Source organism: Cryobacterium psychrotolerans, from assembly GCF_900101115.1.
Taxonomy (GTDB): Bacteria; Actinomycetota; Actinomycetes; order Actinomycetales; family Microbacteriaceae; genus Cryobacterium; species Cryobacterium psychrotolerans.
Genome location: NZ_FNFU01000028.1, coordinates 1 through 20,214 on the forward strand (window position 1 = coordinate 1; position 20,214 = coordinate 20,214).

General features: G+C 67.4%; 20 protein-coding genes and 1 pseudogene. 16 read left to right on the top strand and 5 right to left on the bottom strand.

Annotation, left to right across the window (positions count from 1 at the left end; all coding sequences use genetic code 11):
- Both BLQ39_RS14635 and BLQ39_RS14640 read left to right on the top strand, forming a co-directional pair.
- Window positions 1-395: aminotransferase class III-fold pyridoxal phosphate-dependent enzyme (locus BLQ39_RS14635; protein WP_135109433.1), on the top strand; the 395-nt coding region annotated here is incomplete at its 5' end.
- Between the two features lie 92 nt (window positions 396-487).
- A complete protein-coding gene (locus BLQ39_RS14640) occupies window positions 488-1,987 on the top strand; it encodes a CoA-acylating methylmalonate-semialdehyde dehydrogenase (protein WP_422386381.1) in 1,500 nt (499 codons plus the stop codon).
- A 31-nt stretch (window positions 1,988-2,018) separates the two neighbouring features.
- Here the strand turns inward: BLQ39_RS14640 and BLQ39_RS14645 are convergent, their stop codons facing one another.
- Entirely contained in the window at window positions 2,019-2,708 is a 690-nt protein-coding gene (locus BLQ39_RS14645) for an ArsR/SmtB family transcription factor (RefSeq protein WP_092325115.1), read from the bottom strand.
- A gap of 198 nt (window positions 2,709-2,906) precedes the next feature.
- Between BLQ39_RS14645 and BLQ39_RS14650 the strand changes: the two genes are divergently transcribed.
- Window positions 2,907-4,106 (top strand): MFS transporter, encoded by a 1,200-nt coding sequence (locus tag BLQ39_RS14650; protein WP_092325140.1) that lies wholly within the window; start codon window positions 2,907-2,909, stop codon window positions 4,104-4,106.
- 229 nt (window positions 4,107-4,335) lie between these two features.
- On the opposite strand, the gene BLQ39_RS14655 is transcribed toward BLQ39_RS14650, so the two are convergent.
- Both BLQ39_RS14655 and BLQ39_RS14660 read right to left on the bottom strand, forming a co-directional pair.
- A complete protein-coding gene (locus tag BLQ39_RS14655; protein WP_092325117.1) occupies window positions 4,336-6,141 on the bottom strand; it encodes a DEAD/DEAH box helicase in 1,806 nt (601 codons plus the stop codon).
- Between the two features lie 57 nt (window positions 6,142-6,198).
- Window positions 6,199-6,879: a hypothetical protein gene (locus BLQ39_RS14660; protein ID WP_092325119.1), complete on the bottom strand. Its 681-nt coding sequence runs from the start codon at window positions 6,877-6,879 to the stop codon at window positions 6,199-6,201.
- 270 nt (window positions 6,880-7,149) lie between these two features.
- Here BLQ39_RS14660 and BLQ39_RS14665 point away from each other — a divergent pair, with 270 nt between their 5' ends.
- From BLQ39_RS14665 to BLQ39_RS14675, 3 genes are all read left to right on the top strand, one after another.
- Entirely contained in the window at window positions 7,150-7,470 is a 321-nt protein-coding gene (locus BLQ39_RS14665; RefSeq protein ID WP_092325121.1) for a hypothetical protein, read from the top strand.
- Window positions 7,471-7,700: 230 nt separating this feature from the next.
- Window positions 7,701-9,071 carry an NAD-dependent succinate-semialdehyde dehydrogenase gene (locus BLQ39_RS14670; protein ID WP_092325123.1) on the top strand — a complete coding sequence of 457 codons (1,371 nt, stop codon included), beginning with the start codon at window positions 7,701-7,703 and terminating at the stop codon, window positions 9,069-9,071.
- Window positions 9,072-9,134: 63 nt separating this feature from the next.
- The gene (locus tag BLQ39_RS14675) at window positions 9,135-10,823 is read left to right on the top strand and encodes a long-chain-fatty-acid--CoA ligase (protein WP_092325125.1); all 1,689 of its coding nucleotides are present in this window, start codon (window positions 9,135-9,137) and stop codon (window positions 10,821-10,823) included.
- Between the two features lie 42 nt (window positions 10,824-10,865).
- On the opposite strand, the gene BLQ39_RS14680 is transcribed toward BLQ39_RS14675, so the two are convergent.
- The gene (locus tag BLQ39_RS14680; RefSeq protein WP_198417124.1) at window positions 10,866-11,549 is read right to left on the bottom strand and encodes a TetR/AcrR family transcriptional regulator; all 684 of its coding nucleotides are present in this window, start codon (window positions 11,547-11,549) and stop codon (window positions 10,866-10,868) included.
- A gap of 114 nt (window positions 11,550-11,663) precedes the next feature.
- On the opposite strand from BLQ39_RS14680, the gene BLQ39_RS14685 reads away from it, so the two are divergent.
- From BLQ39_RS14685 to BLQ39_RS14700, 4 genes and pseudogenes are all read left to right on the top strand, one after another.
- Window positions 11,664-12,656: an oxidoreductase gene (locus BLQ39_RS14685; RefSeq protein WP_241987013.1), complete on the top strand. Its 993-nt coding sequence runs from the start codon at window positions 11,664-11,666 to the stop codon at window positions 12,654-12,656.
- A 61-nt stretch (window positions 12,657-12,717) separates the two neighbouring features.
- Entirely contained in the window at window positions 12,718-13,701 is a 984-nt protein-coding gene (locus tag BLQ39_RS14690) for an NAD(P)-dependent alcohol dehydrogenase (RefSeq protein ID WP_092325126.1), read from the top strand.
- Window positions 13,698-14,402, top strand: a pseudogene (locus tag BLQ39_RS14695) (ABC transporter ATP-binding protein). Before BLQ39_RS14690 ends, BLQ39_RS14695 begins: the two are co-directional and overlap by 4 nt.
- Window positions 14,399-15,700 (top strand): ABC transporter permease, encoded by a 1,302-nt coding sequence (locus tag BLQ39_RS14700; RefSeq protein ID WP_092325128.1) that lies wholly within the window; start codon window positions 14,399-14,401, stop codon window positions 15,698-15,700. The pseudogene BLQ39_RS14695 and the gene BLQ39_RS14700 overlap by 4 nt, the downstream one beginning before the upstream one ends.
- Window positions 15,701-15,748: 48 nt before the next feature.
- Here BLQ39_RS14700 and BLQ39_RS14705 read toward each other — a convergent pair whose 3' ends face one another.
- The gene (locus BLQ39_RS14705) at window positions 15,749-16,159 is read right to left on the bottom strand and encodes a VOC family protein (RefSeq protein ID WP_092325130.1); all 411 of its coding nucleotides are present in this window, start codon (window positions 16,157-16,159) and stop codon (window positions 15,749-15,751) included.
- 213 nt (window positions 16,160-16,372) lie between these two features.
- On the opposite strand from BLQ39_RS14705, the gene BLQ39_RS14710 reads away from it, so the two are divergent.
- From BLQ39_RS14710 to BLQ39_RS14730, 6 genes are all read left to right on the top strand, one after another.
- Window positions 16,373-16,747 carry a cupin domain-containing protein gene (locus tag BLQ39_RS14710; protein ID WP_092325132.1) on the top strand — a complete coding sequence of 125 codons (375 nt, stop codon included), beginning with the start codon at window positions 16,373-16,375 and terminating at the stop codon, window positions 16,745-16,747.
- Between the two features lie 72 nt (window positions 16,748-16,819).
- Window positions 16,820-17,329 carry a nitroreductase family deazaflavin-dependent oxidoreductase gene (locus BLQ39_RS14715; RefSeq protein ID WP_092325134.1) on the top strand — a complete coding sequence of 170 codons (510 nt, stop codon included), beginning with the start codon at window positions 16,820-16,822 and terminating at the stop codon, window positions 17,327-17,329.
- Window positions 17,330-17,361: 32 nt separating this feature from the next.
- On the top strand, window positions 17,362-18,738 hold the full coding sequence (locus tag BLQ39_RS14720) for a DUF7800 domain-containing protein (protein WP_241987012.1): 1,377 nt from the start codon (window positions 17,362-17,364) through the stop codon (window positions 18,736-18,738).
- A complete protein-coding gene (locus tag BLQ39_RS16205) occupies window positions 18,684-18,962 on the top strand; it encodes a hypothetical protein (protein WP_241987011.1) in 279 nt (92 codons plus the stop codon). The genes BLQ39_RS14720 and BLQ39_RS16205 overlap by 55 nt, the downstream gene beginning before the upstream one ends.
- A 24-nt stretch (window positions 18,963-18,986) precedes the next feature.
- Complete coding sequence (locus BLQ39_RS14725; RefSeq protein ID WP_092325136.1) at window positions 18,987-19,829, top strand: alpha/beta fold hydrolase; 843 nt, start codon at window positions 18,987-18,989, stop codon at window positions 19,827-19,829.
- A 123-nt stretch (window positions 19,830-19,952) separates the two neighbouring features.
- Window positions 19,953-20,214 (top strand): transposase (locus tag BLQ39_RS14730; RefSeq protein ID WP_143006487.1); only part of this gene is annotated, 262 nt, incomplete at its 3' end.

Here is a 20,214-nt window from a genome sequence, read left to right on the forward strand (position 1 = left end):
TGACCTACAGCGGTCACCCGCTGGCGATGGCGTCCATCGTGGCCGCGCTCGACGCGATGGAGGACGAGGGCATCGTGGAGAACGCGGCCCGGATCGGCCGCGATGTGCTGGCGCCGGGGCTTGCCGAGTTGCAGGCGAAGCACCCGGTCATCGGTGAGGTGCGCGGTGAGGGTGTGTTCTGGGCGCTCGAACTCGTCGCCGACCGGGAGACCCGGGAGCCGCTCAACGGCGCGGTGATGGGGCGGATCAAGGCGGAGCTGCTCGGCCGGGGCCTGCTGCCGTTCCTCGCGGACAACCGCATCCACGTCGTGCCGCCTTGCGTGGTGACCGATGACGAGGTCGCCGAGGCCCTGGCCGTCTACGACGAGGTGCTCGGCCTCGACCTGCTCAACTGATCGGTGGTCGAGCTTGTCGAGACCCTGATCTCGACAAGCTCGATCACCGCGACACCCGCAAACCACAACACCGACAGAATCGACAGATGACAATGAACGCTATTCCCACAATCAGCCACTGGATCGACGGGGCCGCCGCCGCCGGCACCTCGACCCGCACCGCGCCGGTGTTCAACCCGGCCACGGGCCAGGTCGCCAAAAACGTGAGCCTGGCCAGCACGGCCGACGTCGACGTCGCGATTGCGTCGGCCCTGGCCGCTTTCCCGGCCTGGCGTGACACCTCGCAGGCCAAGCGCCAGAGCATCATGTTCAATTTCCGTGAGCTGCTCAACGCCCGGAAGGGCGAGCTGGCCGACATCCTCACCGCCGAGCACGGCAAGGTGAGCGCGGATGCGCTCGGCGAGATCACGAGGGGCCTGGAGGTTGTCGAGTTCGCGCTCGGGATGCCGCACCTGATGAAGGGCGACTACTCGGAGAACGTGTCGACGGGTGTTGACGTGTACACGCTCAAGCAGGCCCTCGGTGTGGTGGGCATCATCAGCCCGTTCAATTTCCCGGCGATGGTGCCGCTGTGGTACTTCCCGATCGCGATCGCGGCCGGGAACACGGTCGTGCTCAAGCCCAGCGAGAAGGACCCGTCGGCGTCGAACTGGATGGCCGCCCTGTTCACCGAGGCGGGCCTGCCCGACGGTGTTTTGAACGTCGTGCACGGCGACAAGGAGGCCGTCGACGCTCTGCTGGTGAACCCCGCCGTGCAGGCGATTTCGTTCGTCGGGTCGACCCCGATCGCGAAGTACATCTACGAGACCGCGGCGCTCCACGGCAAGCGGGTGCAGGCCCTCGGCGGGGCGAAGAACCACATGCTGGTGCTGCCGGACGCGGACCTGGACCTCGCCGCGGACGCGGCGGTCAACGCCGGGTTCGGCTCGGCCGGTGAGCGGTGCATGGCGATCAGCGTGATCGTGGCCGTCGAGCCCGTCGCGGACGAGCTGATCGCGAAGATCACCGAGCGGATGAAGGGCCTCAAGGTCGGCGACGGCATGCGCGGCTGCGACATGGGCCCGCTGATCACGAAGGTGCACCGCGACAAGGTCGCCTCGTACATCGACGTTGCGGCCGCGGACGGGGCCGAGGTCGTCGTCGACGGTCGCGGCATCGAGGTCGATGGGGACGCATCCGGTTTCTGGCTCGGCCCGACCCTGTTCGACAAGGTCGGTACCGACTCGGCCGTGTACCAGGATGAGATCTTCGGCCCGGTGCTCTCGGTGGTCCGCGTCGCCACGTACACCGAGGGCCTCGACCTGATCAACAGCAGCCAGTACGGCAACGGCACGGCGATCTTCACCAACGACGGCGGGGCGGCCCGCCGTTTCCAGAACGAGGTGCAGGCCGGGATGGTGGGCATCAACGTGCCGATCCCGGTGCCGGTGGCGTACCACTCCTTCGGTGGCTGGAAGAACTCGCTCTTCGGTGACGCGAAGGCCTATGGCCCTGCCGGGGTCGCTTTTTACACCCGGGAGAAGGCCGTGACCAGCCGCTGGCTCGACCCGAGCCACGGCGGCATCAACCTGGGCTTCCCCCAGAACGACTAGCGGACCGCGGCAGGAGTCCGGCAGGCAGGAGTCACGCAGCGTCGGAGGACACCGGCAGGTTGGCCAGGCGCCATTCCAGCATGCCCTCGTGCAAGCGCGCTGCGGGGCGGCCGTCCTGGCGCAGCAGGGTGACGGCCTCGTAGGCGAGCACGCAGTACGCGCCGCGGCAGTAGGCGACGATGTCGCGGCCCAGCGGCAACTCGCCGAGTCTGGCACTGAGTTCCTCAAGCGGAATGGAGAGGGCGCCGGGGATGTGTGCGGCCCGGAATTCCTGCCGCGGCCTGACGTCCAGCACGGTGACCGTCCCCGCCTGTGCGCGGGCGAGGAGGTCCTCACGCGTGATCTCCTGGGGCGCGTCGCCGTCGTCCGCGTCGAATTCGCCCTGCCCGAGGTACGCGATGCGCTTCTGCTCCACCTCGGCAAGGTGGTTCCGGGCGACGGTGCGCATCAGGCTGTACAGCCTGGCGACATCGTCTCCGGCAAGTTGGTAGTGAATCCGGGTGCCCTCCCGGCGGGTGGACACCAGGCCGGCTTGCTTGAGGGCCTGCAGGTGGGCGGATGCCGTGCTCAGCCCCAGGCCGGCCGCCGTCGCCAGCGACTCCACGGTGCGTTCGCCCTGGGCGAGAAGGTCGATCAGCTCCAGGCGCTTCCCGCTGCCCAGCGCCTTGCCGACGCGGGCAAACTGCTCGAACAGCGCCGACTTCTTCTCCCGATCGCCCATGTGTGTTCCTCCCGGTTCCCTTCATACTAGTATCTACTAGTAATCCATGGTTTTATGGAATATTGAGTGTTCCCGCCGAATAGCGGGGTCGTGCGACCTGAGGAGTGCGTGCACCATGGCAACGCTGCGTCTTGTCCCCACCATCGCCAGGAGGGCCGCGTGATCAAGCTGGGTCTACGGCAGAACTTCGCCCAGTTCATGCTGCTCGTCGCCGTCAATGCGCTGGTCGGCGGTACCCTCGGCCAGGAGCGCACTGTGCTGCCGCTGCTGGCAGACGAGGTCTTCCACCTCGACCGGTACACGGGCGCGCTGACCTACATCCTGGCCTTCGGCCTGGCCAAGGCCGGCACTAACTACTTCGCCGGCACCCTCTCCGACCGCTACGGCCGAAAGCCCGTGCTGATCGCCGGCTGGCTGATCGCCATTCCTGTGCCGCTGATTCTGATCCTCGGCCCGACCTGGGGCTGGATAGTCGCGGCCAACGTGATCCTCGGCATCAGCCAGGGACTGACCTGGTCGACGACCGTGATGATGAAAATGGACCTCGTCGGCCCGAAGCAGCGCGGCCTGGCCATGGGTTTCAACGAGGCGGCCGGCTACCTCGGTGTCGCGGCCACGGCCCTGGCTACCGGATACATCGCCGCGGAGTACGGGCTGCGCCCCGGCCCGTTCCTGCTCGGGGCCGCCTTCATCGCCCTGGGCCTCGGGCTCTCCGTGCTCTTCGTGCGCGAAACGCACCACCACGCGAAGACCGAGGCGGCCAACCACGTGTCCGTGCACGCCCACGCCGGCTCCCTCAGCGACCGGCAGGTCTTCACCCTCACGAGCTTCCGGGACCGCTCCCTATCGTCGATCAGCCAGGCCGGGATGGTCAACAACCTCAACGACGGCCTGGCCTGGGGGCTCTTCCCCATCCTGTTCGCCTCAGCCGGGCTCAGCCTCGAGCGCATCGGCATCCTGGCCGCCGTCTACCCGGCGGTCTGGGGAGCCGGACAGCTGATCACCGGAGGCCTCTCCGACCGGATCGGCCGCAAGTGGTTGATCGTCGGCGGAATGATCGTGCAGGCGGTCGCCCTGGGCATGGTCGCCGTCGGGGACAGTTTCGGGATCTGGCTGGCAGCCGCCGTGCTGCTCGGGGCGGGCACCGCCATGGTCTACCCGACGCTTCTCGCCGCGATCGGCGACGTCGCCCACCCCGAATGGCGGGCCCGCTCGGTGGGCGCCTACCGTCTGTGGCGTGACGGCGGCTTCGCGGTCGGGGCGCTGCTGTCCGGACTGATCGCGGACGCCTTCGGCATTCCGGCCGCTGTCGCCGTGGTCGCGGCCCTGACCGCGGCATCCGGACTCGTCGTGGCCGTGCGGATGCGGGGCAACGACCACATTCGCGCTCGCGTCTGAACCGCCGGGTGGGCGCTCAACCGGCCTCGACGCCCTGGAGAGGGGGATCAGGATCTTCCCGCTCTCGGTCTCGGTCATCCTGTTCTGCATCGTCGGAACCCGGCGTCGCGGTCATGGTCGCCGCGGCGGATTGTGCGCTGGTCAGATCGTGCTCGAGGCCGTCACCAATAACTAAAAGAAATCGCTCCTGAGACTGCTCAGGAGCGATTTCTTGCTGTGCCGGTGAAACCTAGTCGCGGTAGGACTTCCGGTCCGGCCGGTCGCCGCGGTCGTCGCGGCGGGGTGCACCGCCGCGGTCGGGACGGATCTCGATGAGCTTGCCGCTGATGCGGGTGTTTTCCAGCTTGCTCAGAACATCGCCGCGGAGGTCAGCGGGGAGTTCCACGATCGAGTACTCCGGGTTGATCTGGATGTGGCCGAAGTCTTCCCGACTCAGTCCGCCTTCGTTGGCGATCGCGCCGACAATCTGCCGGGGCTCCACCTTGTGCCGCTTACCGACCTCGATCCGGTACGACGCCATCGGCTTGCCGGTCGAACGAACCGGACGCTCACTCCGCAGGACGCGGTCTCCGCGGTCGTCACGGCCACCTCTGTCGCCGCGCTCCGGACGCTCGGCGCGATCCGGGCGGTCACCGCGGTCGCGGTCGACTCGCTCGTGACGCTGCGCTCGGGCGTCCTCGGGGGAGAGCAGCAGCGGCGTCTCGCCCTGCGCGACAACCGCGAGGGCGGCGGCAACATCGGCCTCGGGCACGTCGTGGTGCTCGACGTAGTGCCCGATGATGTCGCGGAACGTCGCGATCCGATCGGCCTGGCTGAGGGCCTCGGTGATCGCATCGTCGAAGCGGGCCAGTCGGGTGACGTTCACATCTTCGAAGCTCGGCAGCTGCATCTGCGTCAGCGGCTGGCGGGTCGCCCGCTCGATGGCGTTGAGCAGGTGGCGCTCGCGCGGCGTGACGAAGCTGATCGCGGCGCCGCTGCGGCCCGCCCGGCCGGTGCGGCCGATGCGGTGCACGTAGGACTCGGTGTCGATGGGGATGTCGTAGTTGACGACGTGGCTGATCCGCTCGACGTCGAGGCCGCGGGCCGCGACATCCGTGGCGACCAGGATGTCGAGCTTGCCCGACTTGAGCTGGTTGACGGTGCGCTCACGCTGCACCTGGGGCACGTCGCCGTTGATCGCCATCGCCGAGTAGCCGCGGGCGCGCAGCTTCTCGGCGAGCGTCTCCGTCTCGTTCTTGGTGCGGGTGAACACGATCATGCCCTCGAAGTTCTCCACCTCGAGGATGCGGGTGAGAGCGTCGACCTTCTGCGGGTAGGACACCATCAGGTAGCGCTGGGTCGTGTTCACGGAGGTCGTGGTCTTGTTTTTGACCGTGATCTCTTCGGGGTCGTTCAGGTACTGTTTCGAGATCCGTCGGATCTGCGCGGGCATGGTGGCCGAGAACAGCGCGACTTGCTTGTCTTCCGGAGTGTCCTTGAGGATGGTCTCGACGTCCTCGGCGAAGCCCATCTTGAGCATCTCGTCGGCCTCGTCGAGCACCAGGTACTTGAGCTGCGAGAGGTCGAGGGTGCCCTTTTCGAGGTGGTCCATGATGCGGCCGGGCGTGCCGACGACGATGTGGACACCACGGCGCAGGGCGGAGAGCTGCGTGCCGTAACCCTGGCCGCCGTAGACGGGCAGCACGTGCACGCCGCGCATGTGCGCCGCGTACTTCTCGAATGCCTCACAGACCTGCAGGGCGAGCTCACGGGTGGGCGCGAGGACCAGCGCCTGGGGGCTCTTCTGCGACACGTCGAGGCGCGACAGGATCGGCAACGCGAAAGCGGCCGTCTTTCCCGTGCCGGTCTGGGCGAGGCCGACCACGTCGCGGCCGGAGAGGAGAGGAGGAATCGTTGCGGCCTGGATGGCCGACGGGGTCTCGTAGCCGACGTCCTTGAGCGCCTTGAGCATCGCATCACTGAGCCCGAGGTCGGAGAAGGTTATCGTTTCGCGGGCAGTGTTTGCCTCGGGCGCGGTTGGGTCAGGAGACGTCATACTCTAACGGTACTCGTTAGAAGTGTGCGAACGGTGCGTGGGGCCGGATGCTCCCGCTCAACCGTGCTGTGTTCCGACGAAATAGGCGGTGACAACTCCGCGGGTGCGGAGCGGCCCGGCGCCCGATATCGGTGCGACCTCGACGGTCCACCGCGGTGAGGCTCGATCGACGCCGTCGGCGCTCTCGGCCCAGATTGCCTCGCCTCCCTCGCACGAGTACGTCCCGTACCAGCCGGGGTGCCGGGCCAGGTCGTTCCAGACGCCTCCGCTGCGGATTCGGCAGCGATCGCCATCGCTCAGGAGCAGGCCCAGCGCTTGCGCCTGCGGCGGCGCGGATACCGCGGGAACGCTGCCGACGGTCGGCATCCGGACGAGGCTCTTCTCCCACGGGTCGCCGTAACAGACAACGGACGACGGGGACGGATCCGGCCAGCAGGCGACGGCGTAGGCGCTCGACGGTACGCAGGCCAGGATGTCGTCGTCGACGGCGACCGGGGACGGCCGCGGGTTCAACGAGGTGGCGCCGCAGTCGACGGTGACGGACGTGTCCTCGGTGACGCTGAAGCCCGGGGCCGGCAGGCCGACCGGGGTCACGGGCCGAATCACCACGCGCTCGGTTGCGGCCGTGGGCTCCGCCGACCTGAACGTGGTCGACGGCTGCGTGGCGCAGCCGGCCAGGAACAGGAGCGGAAGGGCCAGGGTGGTGGGGAGCAGGGTGGTCAGGAGCAGTGAGCGCATCAGCCCTCCGTCTCGTGACGAACGCATCCATATCCCGCCGCCTCGGGCGCGGCCACACCGACGATCAACTCGCCCGCGCCAGCGGCCGAGGCGAGCCGCGCTACGCGATTGGCCATACACCGGATTTTACGCCGGACCGGTCCGCGTGGTCAGTGGGAGGGGAACCCGATTGGGCCCCCCAAAAAAGCCCCTGGGGGTATGGCACAAACTGCGGATAGGCATACCATCGGCACAAACCAGGTGCCGGCATCCGGGCCAAGGGAGGTCAGAATGGCTCTCAAGCGAATCAACGCCTACTTCACGGGCGTCACCGAAACGGACGACGGGGACTTCCTCACCTGGGACAGCGTCGCCGTGATCAGCACGATCGACGAGCAGGACCAGTACACGGAGGTCGCGCGGCTGCCGGCCAGCGACGTCATTCGCGCGGAGGAGTTCACCTTCGACTCGGACGAATACGACATCCTGTTCGATCGCATCGTGGACGAGTTGGACAGCACCGTCGAGGAGTACGCCCAGGACAACGGCCTGACCATCACCGGCCGGGACAGCGACGACCAGTTCTTCTGGGACGTCGCACCAGCAGCCTGAGCGAAGCGGTGCGCGGCCCGCCTCGACCTCTCCTGCGCTGACCCTTTCGCCCCTGAAAGATGGCTGCAACTGACGATTTCATCCCCCGGGCGGCTTAATCGGAACGGAAAACATCCGCCGGATATCGAGTCGAGCAGCATCGATCCGCCGATACTGCGGCAGACTGTAACCACGCGAGAGTGGTTGTCCGCTCTCGGTTGGCGTTAACGAAGACACCTACAGGAGCGATCATGAGCAAATATGTCGTCACGAACCCCGCAACCGGCGTCAAGGGATCGAGCTTTCCCCTGACAACAGATGATGAGGTGACCGACGCCATTGGGGCTGCGGATCGTACTCACAGTGAGCTCCGCGGCACGTCGGTTGCCGAACGGGCAGCCCTCATGCAGCGAGTCGCGGACCTGCACACCGAGCGGCGCGAGCACCTGGCCGAACTCATCGTGCGCGAGATGGGCAAGCCGCTCGAGCAGGCCTTCGGCGAGGTTGATTTCGCGGCGGACATCTACTCGTACTACGCCACCCACGGCGAGGCTTTCCTCGCCGATGAACCGATCGAGCTGCTCGGCGGCGAGGGCTCCGCGTTCATCCGCAATGCATCGCTCGGTGTGCTCCTCGGGATCATGCCGTGGAACTTCCCCTACTACCAGGTCGCCCGTTTCGCCGGCCCGAACCTGGTTCTCGGCAACACGATCCTGCTCAAGCACGCCTCGCAGTGCCCCGAGTCCGCCGCCGCCATCGAGCAGATCTTTGCGGATGCCGGTTTCCCCGCCGGCGCGTACCGCAACCTCTACGCATCCAACGCCCAGATCGCCGACATCATCATCCCGGACCCCCGGGTCTGCGGCGTTTCGCTGACCGGTTCGGAGGGGGCCGGCGCCGCCGTCGCGGAGGTCGCCGGCCGCAACCTCAAGAAGGTCGTGCTCGAACTGGGCGGATCCGACCCGTTCATTCTGCTCAGCACGGACAACCTCGAGGAAGCCGTCGACGCGGCCGTTGACGCTCGCCTGGACAACTCCGGCCAGTCCTGCAACGCCGCCAAGCGCTTCATCGTGATCGACGGCCTGTACGAGGCCTTCCTGGAGAGCTTCACGGCGAAGATCACCGGCAACGTCCCCGCAGACCCCACGTCGCCGGAGACCACGCTGGGGCCGCTCTCCTCGGTCGGGGCCGCCGAGAACCTCGAGGAGCAGCTTCAGCGCGCGGAGGCCCAGGGCGCGACCGTTGCCGCGCGGGGGAGCCGCAAGGGCGCCTTCTTCTCGCCGACGGTCCTCACCGGCGTCTCCCCGCAGAGCGACGCCTACCGGGAGGAGTTCTTCGGCCCGGTCGCCGCGATCTACCGCGTGCAGAACGAGGCCGAGGCGGTGCAGGTGGCCAACGACATCCCGTACGGGCTGGGTTCCTACCTCTTCACCACCGACCCGGAGCAGGCCCTGCGCGTCGCCGACCAGATCGAGGCGGGGATGGTCTTCATCAACGGCTCGCTCCTCGACGGCGCGGAGCTTCCCTTCGGTGGAGTGAAACGGTCCGGATTCGGCCGCGAGCTGGGACGCTTCGGCATCGCGGAGTTCGCCAACAAGAAGCTCATTCGCATTCTCAAGTAGCAGGATGCCGCGCGCCCGGCCACGCGGGCGACGCGGCGGGGGCGTTCGCGGGATGATGGGACCATGCCGAACACCGACCAGCAGCCCTGGCTGAAGAACTACCAGCCGGGAGTCCCGGCCGAGATCGACCTGCCCACGGAGTCGCTCGTAGCGATGCTCGAGCGCTCCGTGGCCGAGGCCGGTGACCGGCCGGCCATGGAGTTCTTCGGGCGGCGCACGACCTACACGCAGCTCGGCGACGAGATCGACCGGGCCGCCGAGGGCCTGCGCCACCTCGGGGTGCGGGCGGGCGACCGGGTCGCCATCATCCTGCCGAACTGTCCCCAGCACGTCGTCGCCTTCTACGCGGTGCTGCGCCTGGGCGCCGTGGTGGTGGAGCACAATCCGCTGTACACCTCCCGGGAGCTGCGCCACCAGTTCGAGGACCACCAGGCCCGCGTCGTGATCGCCTGGGACAAATCCGCGGCGCAAGTCAAGTCCTTCCCGGCCGACATCGAGATCGACCACGTCGTCTCGGTCAACCTCCTCGAGGCGTTCCCCACGGTCAAGCGCCTCGCGCTGCACCTGCCGGTGAAGAGCCTGCGCGAGTCGCGGGAGGCCCTGACCGGCCCCGCGCCGGGAACCATCCCCTGGAAGCAGCTGCTCGGCCACGGTCGAATCGACCCCGAGCATCCCCGCCCGTCGGTGGGCGACCTGGCGGCCATCCAGTACACCTCCGGCACCACGGGCAACCCCAAGGGCGCCATGCTCACCCACTTCAACCTCTACTCCAACGCACTGCAGGGCGAGGCGTGGATGCAGGGGGCCGAGTACCGCAAGGAGGTGTTCTACGCGATCCTGCCGATGTTCCACGCCTTCGGTATGACGCTCTACCTCACCTACGGCATCCGCAAGCAGGCCCTGCTCGTGCTCTTCCCCAAGTTCGACCCGGACCTGGTGCTCGACGCCATGAAGAAGTCGCCGGCGACCGTCTATTGCGCCGTCCCGCCGATCTACGAGCGCACCGCGATCGCCGCGAAGGAGAAGGGGATCTCGCTGCGGTCGTGCCGGTTCTGCATCTCGGGCGCGATGAACCTGCCCGACCACGTCGTGGAGCTGTGGGAGTCGGTGTCCGGCGGACTACTGGTGGAGGGCTACGGGATGACCGAGTCTTCCCCGGTGGCCCTGGGCAACCCGTTCCACCCGACCAGGCGCACCGGCACGATCGGCGTGCCGTTCCCGTCGACCCGGATGAAGGTCGTCGACCTGGACGACCCCACCATCGAGGTGCCGCAGGGCCAGCCGGGGGAGTTGCTGCTGAAGGGCCCGCAGGTCTTCCAGGGTTACTGGAACAACCCCGAAGAAACCGCGAAGGCCCTCCTGCTGGATGGCTGGCTGCGAACCGGGGACATCGTGACCGTGGACGAGGACGGGTTCACGACGATCGTGGACCGAGCCAAGGAGCTCGTCATCACGGGCGGATTCAACGTCTCGCCATCCGAAGTCGAGGCCGTCCTGCGGCTGCACCCGTCGGTGGCCGATGCCGCCGTTTTCGGTAAGGCGCTCGAGCGGGGCGGGGAGCTGGTCGTCGCCGCGGTCGAACTCCGGCCGGGATCGGAGCTCGACGAGGAAGGCCTGCGGGCGCACTGCCGCGACCACCTCGCGGCCTACAAGATTCCGCGACGGATCGTGCGGGTGCAGGAGATGCCGCGCTCGATGCTCGGCAAGATCCTGCGCAAGAAGGTGCGCGAGCAGGTTCTGCCGGGACTCTGAAGCCGCTGTCCGACCCTCAAGTCCGGCCCTCAGTCTCGACCCTCAAGCCCGGCCGGCGTCCTCCGCTGATCGAGCGGCCTCCAGGCCGTCGAGGATGACGCGGAGCCCGAACGTGAACTCGTTGCCGTAGGCGTAGCCCGGCTGCAGGATGAGGGTGACCCCCATCTCGGCGAGATGAGGGAACGCTGCCATCATGCCCTGCCGGGCGAGGATGTCCTCGGTGGTCGCGCCGATGTCACCGGACTCGTCCATCGGCAGGGACGCCTCCTGAAGCGCGAACCCGTGCACGTAGCTGTCGATGAGGGACATCGCGTGGGCGGCCATTGCCATGGAGAAACCGGCGTGACGGAGGCATCCGATGACGGCGTCGAGGTGCAGCATCGTGGTCTGCGTGGTTCGGGAGTCGACCATGCTGATGGCCCACGGGTGCCGTCCGAGAACGCTCCGCACGGATTCCGCGCGTTCGCGCATCGCCGCCTTCCACTCCGCGTCGGCGGCGGGCAGCGTCATTTCGCTGAGGACGTTCTCGATCATTCCGTCGAGGATGTCGTCCTTGCTCTTCACGTGGTAGTAGAGCGACATCGCCTCGACCCCGAGCTCTCGGGCCAGCTTGCGCATGCTGAGCGACTCGATCCCGTCCGCGTCCGCGAGCGCCACGGCCACCTGCACCGCGCGGTCCCTGGTCACGGGTTCCCGGGATGTCGTATTGGACGTTGCTGCAGCCACCGTGCCTCCGATTTTCGTGCCATTTCTTCTGGGCCTAGACGCCCCTTACATCGTATGGTACGTTCTCATCAACAGCCTTACACTGTATGGTACTGATCCTGGAAAGGACAAATCGTGCACACTCCGCTCACCGCCGACTGGGACGCGTCACAGATGCCCGACCTGGCCGGCAAGACCATCATCGTCACCGGCGCCAACAGCGGTATTGGCCTCGAAGCCGCACGCGCCTTCGCCGCCCATGGCGCCCACGTGGTCCTGGCCGTTCGCGACCAGGCGAGGGGAGACGCCGCAGCTGCCACGATCGCCGGGTCCGGGATCGCCGGGTCAACGGAGGTGCGCCGACTCGATCTGGCCGACCTCGCGTCGGTGCGGGCGTTCGCGGCCGGCTGGATCGGCGACATCCACATTCTCGTCAACAACGCCGGCATCCTGGTGCCGCCGTTCGGGCACACCGCCGACGGCTTTGAACTGCAGTTCGGCACCAACCACCTCGGGCACTTCGCCCTGACGAACCTGCTCCTGCCGCACATCACCGGTCGCGTTGTGACGGTCGCGAGCAGCGTCCACCGCTCGGGCCGGATCGACTTCGACGACCTCAACTGGAGCGCCCGCCGTTATGGCGGCGGGGCGGCCGCCTACGGGCAGTCGAAGCTCGCGAACCTGCTCTTCACCCTGGAGTTGCAGCGGCGCCTGGCGGCGTCCGGGTCGGGCGTCATCGCGACTGCGGCTCACCCCGGCATGGCGGCGACGAACCTGGGGTCGAGCTCCCAGAACCCGGTGCTCAACGTCGTGGCGCGGCTCGCGGTTCGCCTGTTCGCCCAGGACGCCGTGAGCGGGGCCGCCCCGACCCTGTTCGCCGCGACCGAGCCGATCCCCGGCGGAAGCTACGCCGGGCCGGGCGGGCGGCGCGAAATGGTGGGACCACCCCGGCTCGTCGGCCGTTCGAGCGCGGCCTCCGACCGTGTCGCCGCAGCCCGGCTGTGGGCGGCATCCGAAGAACTGACCGATGTCCGATACCCGCTTCAGCAGTCGCAGATGAACATTCCCAGCACATCCAGCACATCCAGCACATCCAGCACATCCAGCACATCCAACGGAAAGGCATAAGGCAATGACTGAGACAACGAACCCCACACTCGTCCGCACTGAACGAGCACAGGCGACAACGATGAAGGCAATCGTTCAGCACGCCTACGGCTCGGCCGATGTTCTGCGGCTCGAGGACGTCGACAGGCCGGCAATCAAGGACGATGAGGTGCTCATTCGCGTCCGCGCCGCCGCCGTCAACCACGCCGACTGGGTCATGACCACGGGCCTGCCCCTCGTCGGCCGACTGACATTTGGCGTCCGCAAACCGAAAGTGATTGTTCGAGGCGCGGATGTCTCGGGGCACGTCGAGGCGGTCGGCAAGAGCGTGACGGATTTTCAACCGGGCGACGAGGTGTACGCCCAGGTCGAGACCGGAAGCTTTGCCGAATACGCCCGCGTCCCGGCGCACCTGTTGTCGCGTAAGCCGGCAAACCTCTCGTTCGAGCAGGCCGCCGCGGTGCCCCTGTCGGCGAACACCGCCCTCCAGGGCCTCCGCGACGCCGGAAAGCTGAAGCCGGGGCAGAAGGTACTGATCACCGGCGCCTCGGGCGGCGTCGGCACCTTCGCGATCCAGATCGCGAAGGCGCTCGGCGCAGAGGTGACCGGCGTGTGCAGCGCACGCAACGCAGAACTGGTGCGGTCGCTCGGCGCGGATCACGTGGTCGACTACACGCGGGAGGACTTCACACAGAGCGGGCAGCGCTACGACCTCATATTCGACTTGATCGGGAATCACTCGCTGGGTGGATGCCGGCGCGCACTGACGGACACCGGCACTCTCGTACTGTCCAGCGGCACCGGCGGGCGGGTCTTCGGCCCCATGGGCCGCATCATCAGGGCGCTGCTCCTCTCGCCATTGGTGGGTCAGACGATGCGTCCGTTTGTGGGAACTCCAAACAAGGAGAATCTCGAACTGCTCCGGGGCCTCATCGAAGCCGGCGCCGTCACGCCCGCCATCGACAGGACTTATCCGCTCAGCGAAACGGCCGAAGCCATCCGCTACTTCGCCGAGGAACACGCGCACGGCAAGGTCGTCATCTCCGTCAAGGAGCAGGGCAAATGACCGGTCCTGTGCTCGCCGCCCGAGGCATCCGCAAGTCCTATGGGCGCGGCGCCTCGCGTTTCGACGCGCTCGACGGGGTCTCGGTGGAAATCACGGCGGGGGAGTCACTCGCCATCGTGGGGAAGAGCGGTTCGGGCAAGTCGACGCTGATGCATCTCCTGGCACTGCTCGACCGGCCCGACGAAGGCGCGCTGATGGTCGGGGGAACGGATGCCACGAAGTTGAACGTCAGGTAGGTGAACCGGCTGCGCAATGAGGATTTCGGCTTCGTGTTCCAGCAGTTCTTCCTCAACCCGAACGCGTCGGTGCTCGAGAACGTCGTGCTGCCGCTGAAGATCGCCGGAGTCGGCGCCCGGGAACGCAAGGCCCGCGGTATTGCGGTCCTTGCGCAGCTGGAACTCGACGACAAGGCCAGGAACAAGGCGATCGACCTCTCCGGCGGGCAGAAGCAGCGCGTGGTCATCGCCCGCGCGCTGGTCAACAACCCGAAGGTGATCTTTGCCGACGAGCCAACCGGCAACCTCGACTCGGCGACCGGTCGCCTCGTCGAAGACATGCTCTTCACCCTCAACAAGGAGCACGGCATCACCCTCGTGATCGTGACCCACGACACAGAACTCGCCGCGCGATGCGACCGGCAGATGTTCATCCGCGACGGGCGCGAAGTTCGCTCCCTCGACAATCAGGGAGCTGCAGCGTGAACATCATCGACATCATCGGAACCGCGATCGGCAACAGCCTGCGCAGCAAACTCCGGATGACCCTCACCGTGGTCGCGATCTTCATCGGAGCCTTCACCCTCACCATCACGAGTGCCATTGGAACGGGCATCTCCGGATACATCGACAGCCAGGTCGCCGCGGTGGGCGCGAAGGACGTGCTCTCGATCACGAAGGCAGCCGACGACGCGACACCCACGGATGCGGGGCCGGCGGCCTACGATCCCGACCAGGCCCTGGCCGGCGCCGGATTCGAGGGTGACGGGTCGGAGTTCGCCAACCGCGTTCTCAGCGCCGACGACCTCGCGACCATCGAGCGCGCGGACGGGATCCTCGACGTCAGCGCGGTGCTCCAGGTGACACCGCAGTACGTCGAGTACGCCGACAACGGCAAGTTCGAACTTGCCGTCAACGCGAACGCGTTCCTGACCACCCCCGACCTGGCCGCCGGTTCCCAGCTTCAGCGCGATGGTGGCGACGGCGAAATCCTCCTCGTCACCTCGTACCTCGACACCCTCGGCTTCGCGGACGCGGAAGCCGCCGTCGGTCAGACCGTCACCATCGGCATCGCCGACTACCTCGGCGAGATGCATGAGGTGAGTGCCACCGTGGCGGGCGTTCAGAACGAGTCGCTCCTTGCGGCCGGGGCCGGCCTCAACCTGGCCCTCACGGATGAACTCTACGAGGCGCAGAACATCGGCAAGCCGACCAACGCCGGCGTGGGCTCGTTGCTCGCGACCGCGCATTTCGATCCCGCCGCCAGCGGAGAGCAGATCGACGCGATCAAGGCCGAGCTCGCGGACCAGGGCTACGCGGCCCTGACCGTGGCCGACCAGATCGGGCTGATCCAGACCGTGATCAGCGGGATCATCGGCGTGCTCAACGCCTTCGCCATCATCGCGCTGATCGCCGCCGGGTTCGGGATCATCAACACGCTGCTGATGAGCGTGCAGGAGCGAACCCGCGAGATCGGCCTGATGAAGGCCATGGGCATGAATGGCGGGCGCATCTACGCCCTGTTCAGCACCGAAGCGGTCTTCATCGGGTTCCTCGGCAGCGTCATCGGGGCGGTCGCCGCAATCGGTGTCGGTGCCCTCGCCAACGGCATCCTCGCCGGCACCGTGCTGGCCGACCTCGAGGGGCTCGTGGTGCTCCAGTTCGCGCCGGGACCGGTCGGAGTGATCATCCTCCTGGTGATGTTGATCGCCTTCCTCGCCGGAACCATCCCGGCACGGCGGGCAGCCCGCCAGAACCCGATCGACGCGCTGAGGTACGAGTAACTCAGTCGCTCTGAGTCGCTGTGCAGGTCGGTCCGGGGCTCACAGGGACTACTCCTCGGGCACCGTGGCCGCGACCACGGCGAGCACGTTGGCGGCGGGATCCCTGAACCAGGCGATTGCGGCGCCGTCGTCCTCGTCGCGCATGATGCCCTTCGCGTCGTTGGGCGGCATGTCGGGGAGCTCGTCGTCGCCGTAGATCTTCGTCGTGACGCCTCGTGCGTTGAGCTCGTCGACGGTCTTCTCGACGTCGTCGGTCACGAAGTTCAGCACGGTGAAGCTCGCCGGCACGTGGTCGGGTTTCGCGTAGATGAACACCCGGCCGCCGATTCCGAGTCGAACGTCGAGGTTGCCCATCATCCCGTCCCGCACCTCGAGGCCGAGGGTGTCGCCGTAGAAACGCCTCGCCTCATCGATGTTGTCCACCGAGAACGAGCTGAAGGCCTCGGATGTGGTGAACATAGCTGTGTCCTTCCAGAGGGTGTATCGATAGGGGAACGTTGTCGAGACTTGCACCCTCGGCCGGAGCCGTCTAGGGTGCGCTCCCGACGGCGCCTGGCCCTACCGCGCCCTCTTTGGGAGGATTATTCTGAAGATTTCAGGCCGTCCACGCCCGGTGGGCCGCGTGCCCGGAGCTCCTGCCAATCGGCCCTTCCAGAGTCAAAAGAGGAAGTCATGTCAGACACGATGTCCGCGTTGCAGGTCAAGTCCTTCGATGCTCCCGACGAGCGTCGCGCGCCGGAGAAGACCAACCTGGACCTCAACCATCTCGGTGAGTACACGATCGGCCGGATGACGATGGAGCCCGGGTGGGCCTGGTCGGAGTGCATCAAGCCGGTCGTGCACACCGATTCCTGCCGGCTCCTGCATATCGGCTACTGCGTCGCGGGAACCCTTGAAACGGTGCTGGATGACGGCACCCGAGCCACCATCAAGGCCGGTGACTCTTACTTGATCCCGCCGGGCCATGACGCCCATGTCGTGGGCGATGAGGCGTTCGTCGGGATCGAGTTCGCCAGCGCCGCGCAGTACGGAGTCCCGGCCCGGTAGCCGGGACCGCTCGCCCGGATGCCGCGGCCGCGGCATCCGGGCGCTTTGTACGGGCGGGGTCAGAATGGGCGCATGCCCTTCGTACTCCACGTCGTCCGGTCGGCCATTGCGCCGCTCACCCACACGCGGCTTTTCCGCCTGGTGGCGCCGCGAGCGATGCCCCCGATCGAACGGCTGCTGAAGCGCCTGAGCCGGGGCCGGGTGCAACTCAGCGGAATGCTCGTGCCGTCGCTGGTACTCCACTCGACCGGCGCGAAGACCGGTCTCGCGCGCGACACGGTGCTCATGTACACCCCCGACGGGCACGGGCGCGCGATCGTGGCGGGGACGAGCTTTGCCAGGGGGCGACATCCGGCGTGGACCTACAATCTGCTGGCGCACCCGGATGCGGCCATCAGCGTGCGCGGCCGGCTCCTGCCAGTGCGGGCCACGCTGATCGACGACGCCGATCGGGACGAGACGTGGCGCCGGATCGAGCGGCAGTGGCCGGGCTACCGAGACTACGAGCGGGAGTCGGGCCGGGTCGTGCGCCTGTTCCTGCTCCGGCCGGTGCGGGAGCGCCCGGGCACAGGCAAGGCATAGCCAGAGCCGTGTTTGAGCGGTAAAACTACCTCATGACGACGTCGCCGTTGGTGCTCGGGCCCATGCTGCGGTACGTCGACGACGTGTCCGCGAGCATCTGGTGCGAGACGCGGGAGTCGGCAACGGTCGTCGTCAACGCGGGGAACCGGTCCTGGGCGGCGCGCACGTTCGCCGTGCACGGGCACCACTACGCCCTGGTCGAGGTCAACGGCCTGGCACCGGGCACCGTCACGCCCTACACGGTGCAGGTGGCGGGGGCGGATGCCTGGCCCGCGGCCGGCACGGTGTTTCCGGCATCCGTCATTGCCACCCTGAGAGAGGGCCGGCCGCTGCGGATGTCCTTCGGGTCCTGCCGCACCAGCGTGCCGCATGACGAGGGCGGCAACCGCAAGCACGGCGTCGATGCCCTGAGGGCGTATGCGCTGCAGATGGCCTCGAACGACAGCTCGCTATCCTGGCCGGATCTGGTGCTCTTCCTCGGCGACCAGGTGCACGCCGACCTGACCTACGAGGAATACGCGCACCTCTACAACCTGGCCTGGTCGGACGAGGCGAACCGGTGGCTCCTCAGCACCGTGCCCACCGCGATGATCTTCGATGACCACGATGTGCGCGACGACTGGAACGCCTCGCTCAGTTGGAAGCGCGCCATGGAGGAGACATTTTGGTGGCACGGACGGATCGTGGCCGGCCTGGCCTCGTACTGGGTTTACCAGCACCTCGGCAACCTCTCGCCCCGGCAGCGAGCCGACGATGCGATCTGGCGGCGGATCGCGGCGCATGAGGGCGAGGCCGAGCTGGACCTGAGTTCCGTGCTCGACGAGTTCGCCGAGCGATGCGACCGGGAGCCGACCAGCTACCGCTGGAGCTTCTGCCGGGACTTCGGTGACGTTCGCCTGATCGTCGTCGATTCCCGGGCGGCGCGCGAGCTCGCGCCGGAGCGGCGAGCCTTGCTCGATGAGGAGGAGACTGCCTGGCCGGACAGCCGGATGCGGGGTGGATTCCGCCACCTCCTGATCGGGACCTCCCTGCCGTTCCTGCTCCCGACCGGGCTGCACCACATGGAGTCCTGGAACGAGGCGATTTCCGAGGGCGCCTGGGGGAGGGTTGTCGCGGGCGTCGGCGAACGGCTCCGCCAGGCGCTGGACCTCGAGCACTGGGGGCCTTCCAGAAGAGCTTCCGCCGGGTGGCGGCGATGGCCGAGGAAGTCGCCGACGGCAAACGAGGCCGCGCCCCGGAGACCGTCACCTTCCTCTCCGGGGACGTGCACTACTCCTACGTTGCCGAGGTGCAGAGGGCGTCGGGAAGCCGCATCATCCAGGCCGTGTGCTCGCCGATCCGCAACCCGCTGCCCGTGGCCATGCGATCCTTCTCCGCCGTGCTCTCCTATGGGATCGCAACCCGGCTGAGCGCCTTGCTGGCCCGCTTGGCCGGGGTCGCCGATCCGCCGTTCCACTGGGCGGGAATGAAGGGGCCCTGGTTCGAAAACTGCCTGGCGACCCTTGCCGACACTCCCGAAGGTCTGAAAGTGTGGTGGGTGTCCGGCGTCGTGCACGACGGTGACCAGCTGCATCCGCGGGTGGAAGAACTCGCCGCGCTCACCGTGAGGCCTCGGCGCCGAGGCTCCGCGTGACCCAAGAAGAGAAGGAAGCTCCAGATGGCATTCATCACCGTTGGGCAGGAAAACAGCACCGAGATCGAGCTCTACTACGAGGACCACGGCACCGGCCAGGCGGTCGTGCTCATCCACGGCTACCCGCTGGACGGCCATTCCTGGGAGAGGCAGTCGAGGGCGCTCCTCGAGGCGGGGTACCGGGTGATCACCTACGATCGGCGTGGATTCGGCGCGTCCAGCCAGCCCACCGTCGGCTATGACTACGACACCTTCGCGGCCGACCTGAACACCCTGTTGACGACGCTCGACCTCCGTGACGTCGTGCTCGTGGGGTTCTCCATGGGCACGGGGGAGCTGGCCCGCTATGTGAGCACCTACGGCGCGGAACGCGTCGCGAAGCTCGCCTTCCTCGCCTCGCTGGAGCCGTTCCTGCTCCTTACCGATGACAACCCGTCCGGTGTGCCGCAGGAGGTCTTCGACGGCATCGCCGCCGCGGCGAAGGGCGACCGCTACGCCTGGTTCACGGACTTCTTCCAGAACTTCTACAACCTCGACGAGAACCTCGGCAGCCGGATCAGTGAGGAAGCCGTCCGCGGCAGCTGGAGCGTTGCTGCGACAAGTGCGGCCATCGCCGCCTACGCCGTTGTGCCCACCTGGTACGAGGACTTCCGTCCCGACCTCGCGAAGATCCGCGAAGTGACCCTGCCCACCCTCATCGCGCACGGCGACAGCGACCGAATCCTGCCCATCGACTCCACGGGGCGCCCGTTCCACGCGGCCCTCCCGGACGCCGAGTACGCGGAGATCGCCGGAGCCCCGCACGGGATGCTGTGGACCCACGCGGACGAGGTAAACAGCCTGCTGCTGGCCTTCCTGGCCCGGTAGCCGCCGGCCAGTCCTCGCGACCAACGCGGCACTTTGGGGCCGCGGAATGACACGGCCGGGAGGCGGTGCTCGGCTAGGGCGTGTCTCCTAATCGAATCGTGATTCGTTTGGGAGGGTGGAGGAATGTCGCGTACTGCTCTCCTGACCGATCACCAGTGGGCTCGGATCGAATCGTTGATGCCGAGCTCGGATGGCAGTGCGGGGCGACCGTTCCGGGATCATCGCTCGATCGTGGAGGGCATCATTTACCGGTTCCGGGCGGGAATTCCGTGGCGGGATCTGCCGGAGAATTTCGGTCCGTGGCAGACGGTCTGGAAACGGCATCGCCGGTTCAGCGGCGACGGGACCTGGGACAAGATCCACTCCCGCTTGCTGGCCGAAGCCG

What these genes read in the sequence shown, in the direction of transcription:
- BLQ39_RS14640 (WP_422386381.1), top strand. Translation starts at nt 488, where the DNA reads ATGAACGCTATTCCCACAATCAGCCACTGGATCGACGGGGCCGCCGCC.
- BLQ39_RS14645 (WP_092325115.1), bottom strand. Translation starts at nt 2,708, where the DNA reads ATGGGCGATCGGGAGAAGAAGTCGGCGCTGTTCGAGCAGTTTGCCCGC.
- BLQ39_RS14650 (WP_092325140.1), top strand. Translation starts at nt 2,907, where the DNA reads ATGCTGCTCGTCGCCGTCAATGCGCTGGTCGGCGGTACCCTCGGCCAG.
- BLQ39_RS14655 (WP_092325117.1), bottom strand. Translation starts at nt 6,141, where the DNA reads ATGACGTCTCCTGACCCAACCGCGCCCGAGGCAAACACTGCCCGCGAA.
- BLQ39_RS14660 (WP_092325119.1), bottom strand. Translation starts at nt 6,879, where the DNA reads ATGCGCTCACTGCTCCTGACCACCCTGCTCCCCACCACCCTGGCCCTT.
- BLQ39_RS14665 (WP_092325121.1), top strand. Translation starts at nt 7,150, where the DNA reads ATGGCTCTCAAGCGAATCAACGCCTACTTCACGGGCGTCACCGAAACG.
- BLQ39_RS14670 (WP_092325123.1), top strand. Translation starts at nt 7,701, where the DNA reads ATGAGCAAATATGTCGTCACGAACCCCGCAACCGGCGTCAAGGGATCG.
- BLQ39_RS14675 (WP_092325125.1), top strand. Translation starts at nt 9,135, where the DNA reads ATGCCGAACACCGACCAGCAGCCCTGGCTGAAGAACTACCAGCCGGGA.
- BLQ39_RS14690 (WP_092325126.1), top strand. Translation starts at nt 12,718, where the DNA reads ATGAAGGCAATCGTTCAGCACGCCTACGGCTCGGCCGATGTTCTGCGG.
- BLQ39_RS14705 (WP_092325130.1), bottom strand. Translation starts at nt 16,159, where the DNA reads ATGTTCACCACATCCGAGGCCTTCAGCTCGTTCTCGGTGGACAACATC.
- BLQ39_RS14710 (WP_092325132.1), top strand. Translation starts at nt 16,373, where the DNA reads ATGTCAGACACGATGTCCGCGTTGCAGGTCAAGTCCTTCGATGCTCCC.
- BLQ39_RS14715 (WP_092325134.1), top strand. Translation starts at nt 16,820, where the DNA reads ATGCCCTTCGTACTCCACGTCGTCCGGTCGGCCATTGCGCCGCTCACC.
- BLQ39_RS14720 (WP_241987012.1), top strand. Translation starts at nt 17,362, where the DNA reads ATGACGACGTCGCCGTTGGTGCTCGGGCCCATGCTGCGGTACGTCGAC.
- BLQ39_RS14725 (WP_092325136.1), top strand. Translation starts at nt 18,987, where the DNA reads ATGGCATTCATCACCGTTGGGCAGGAAAACAGCACCGAGATCGAGCTC.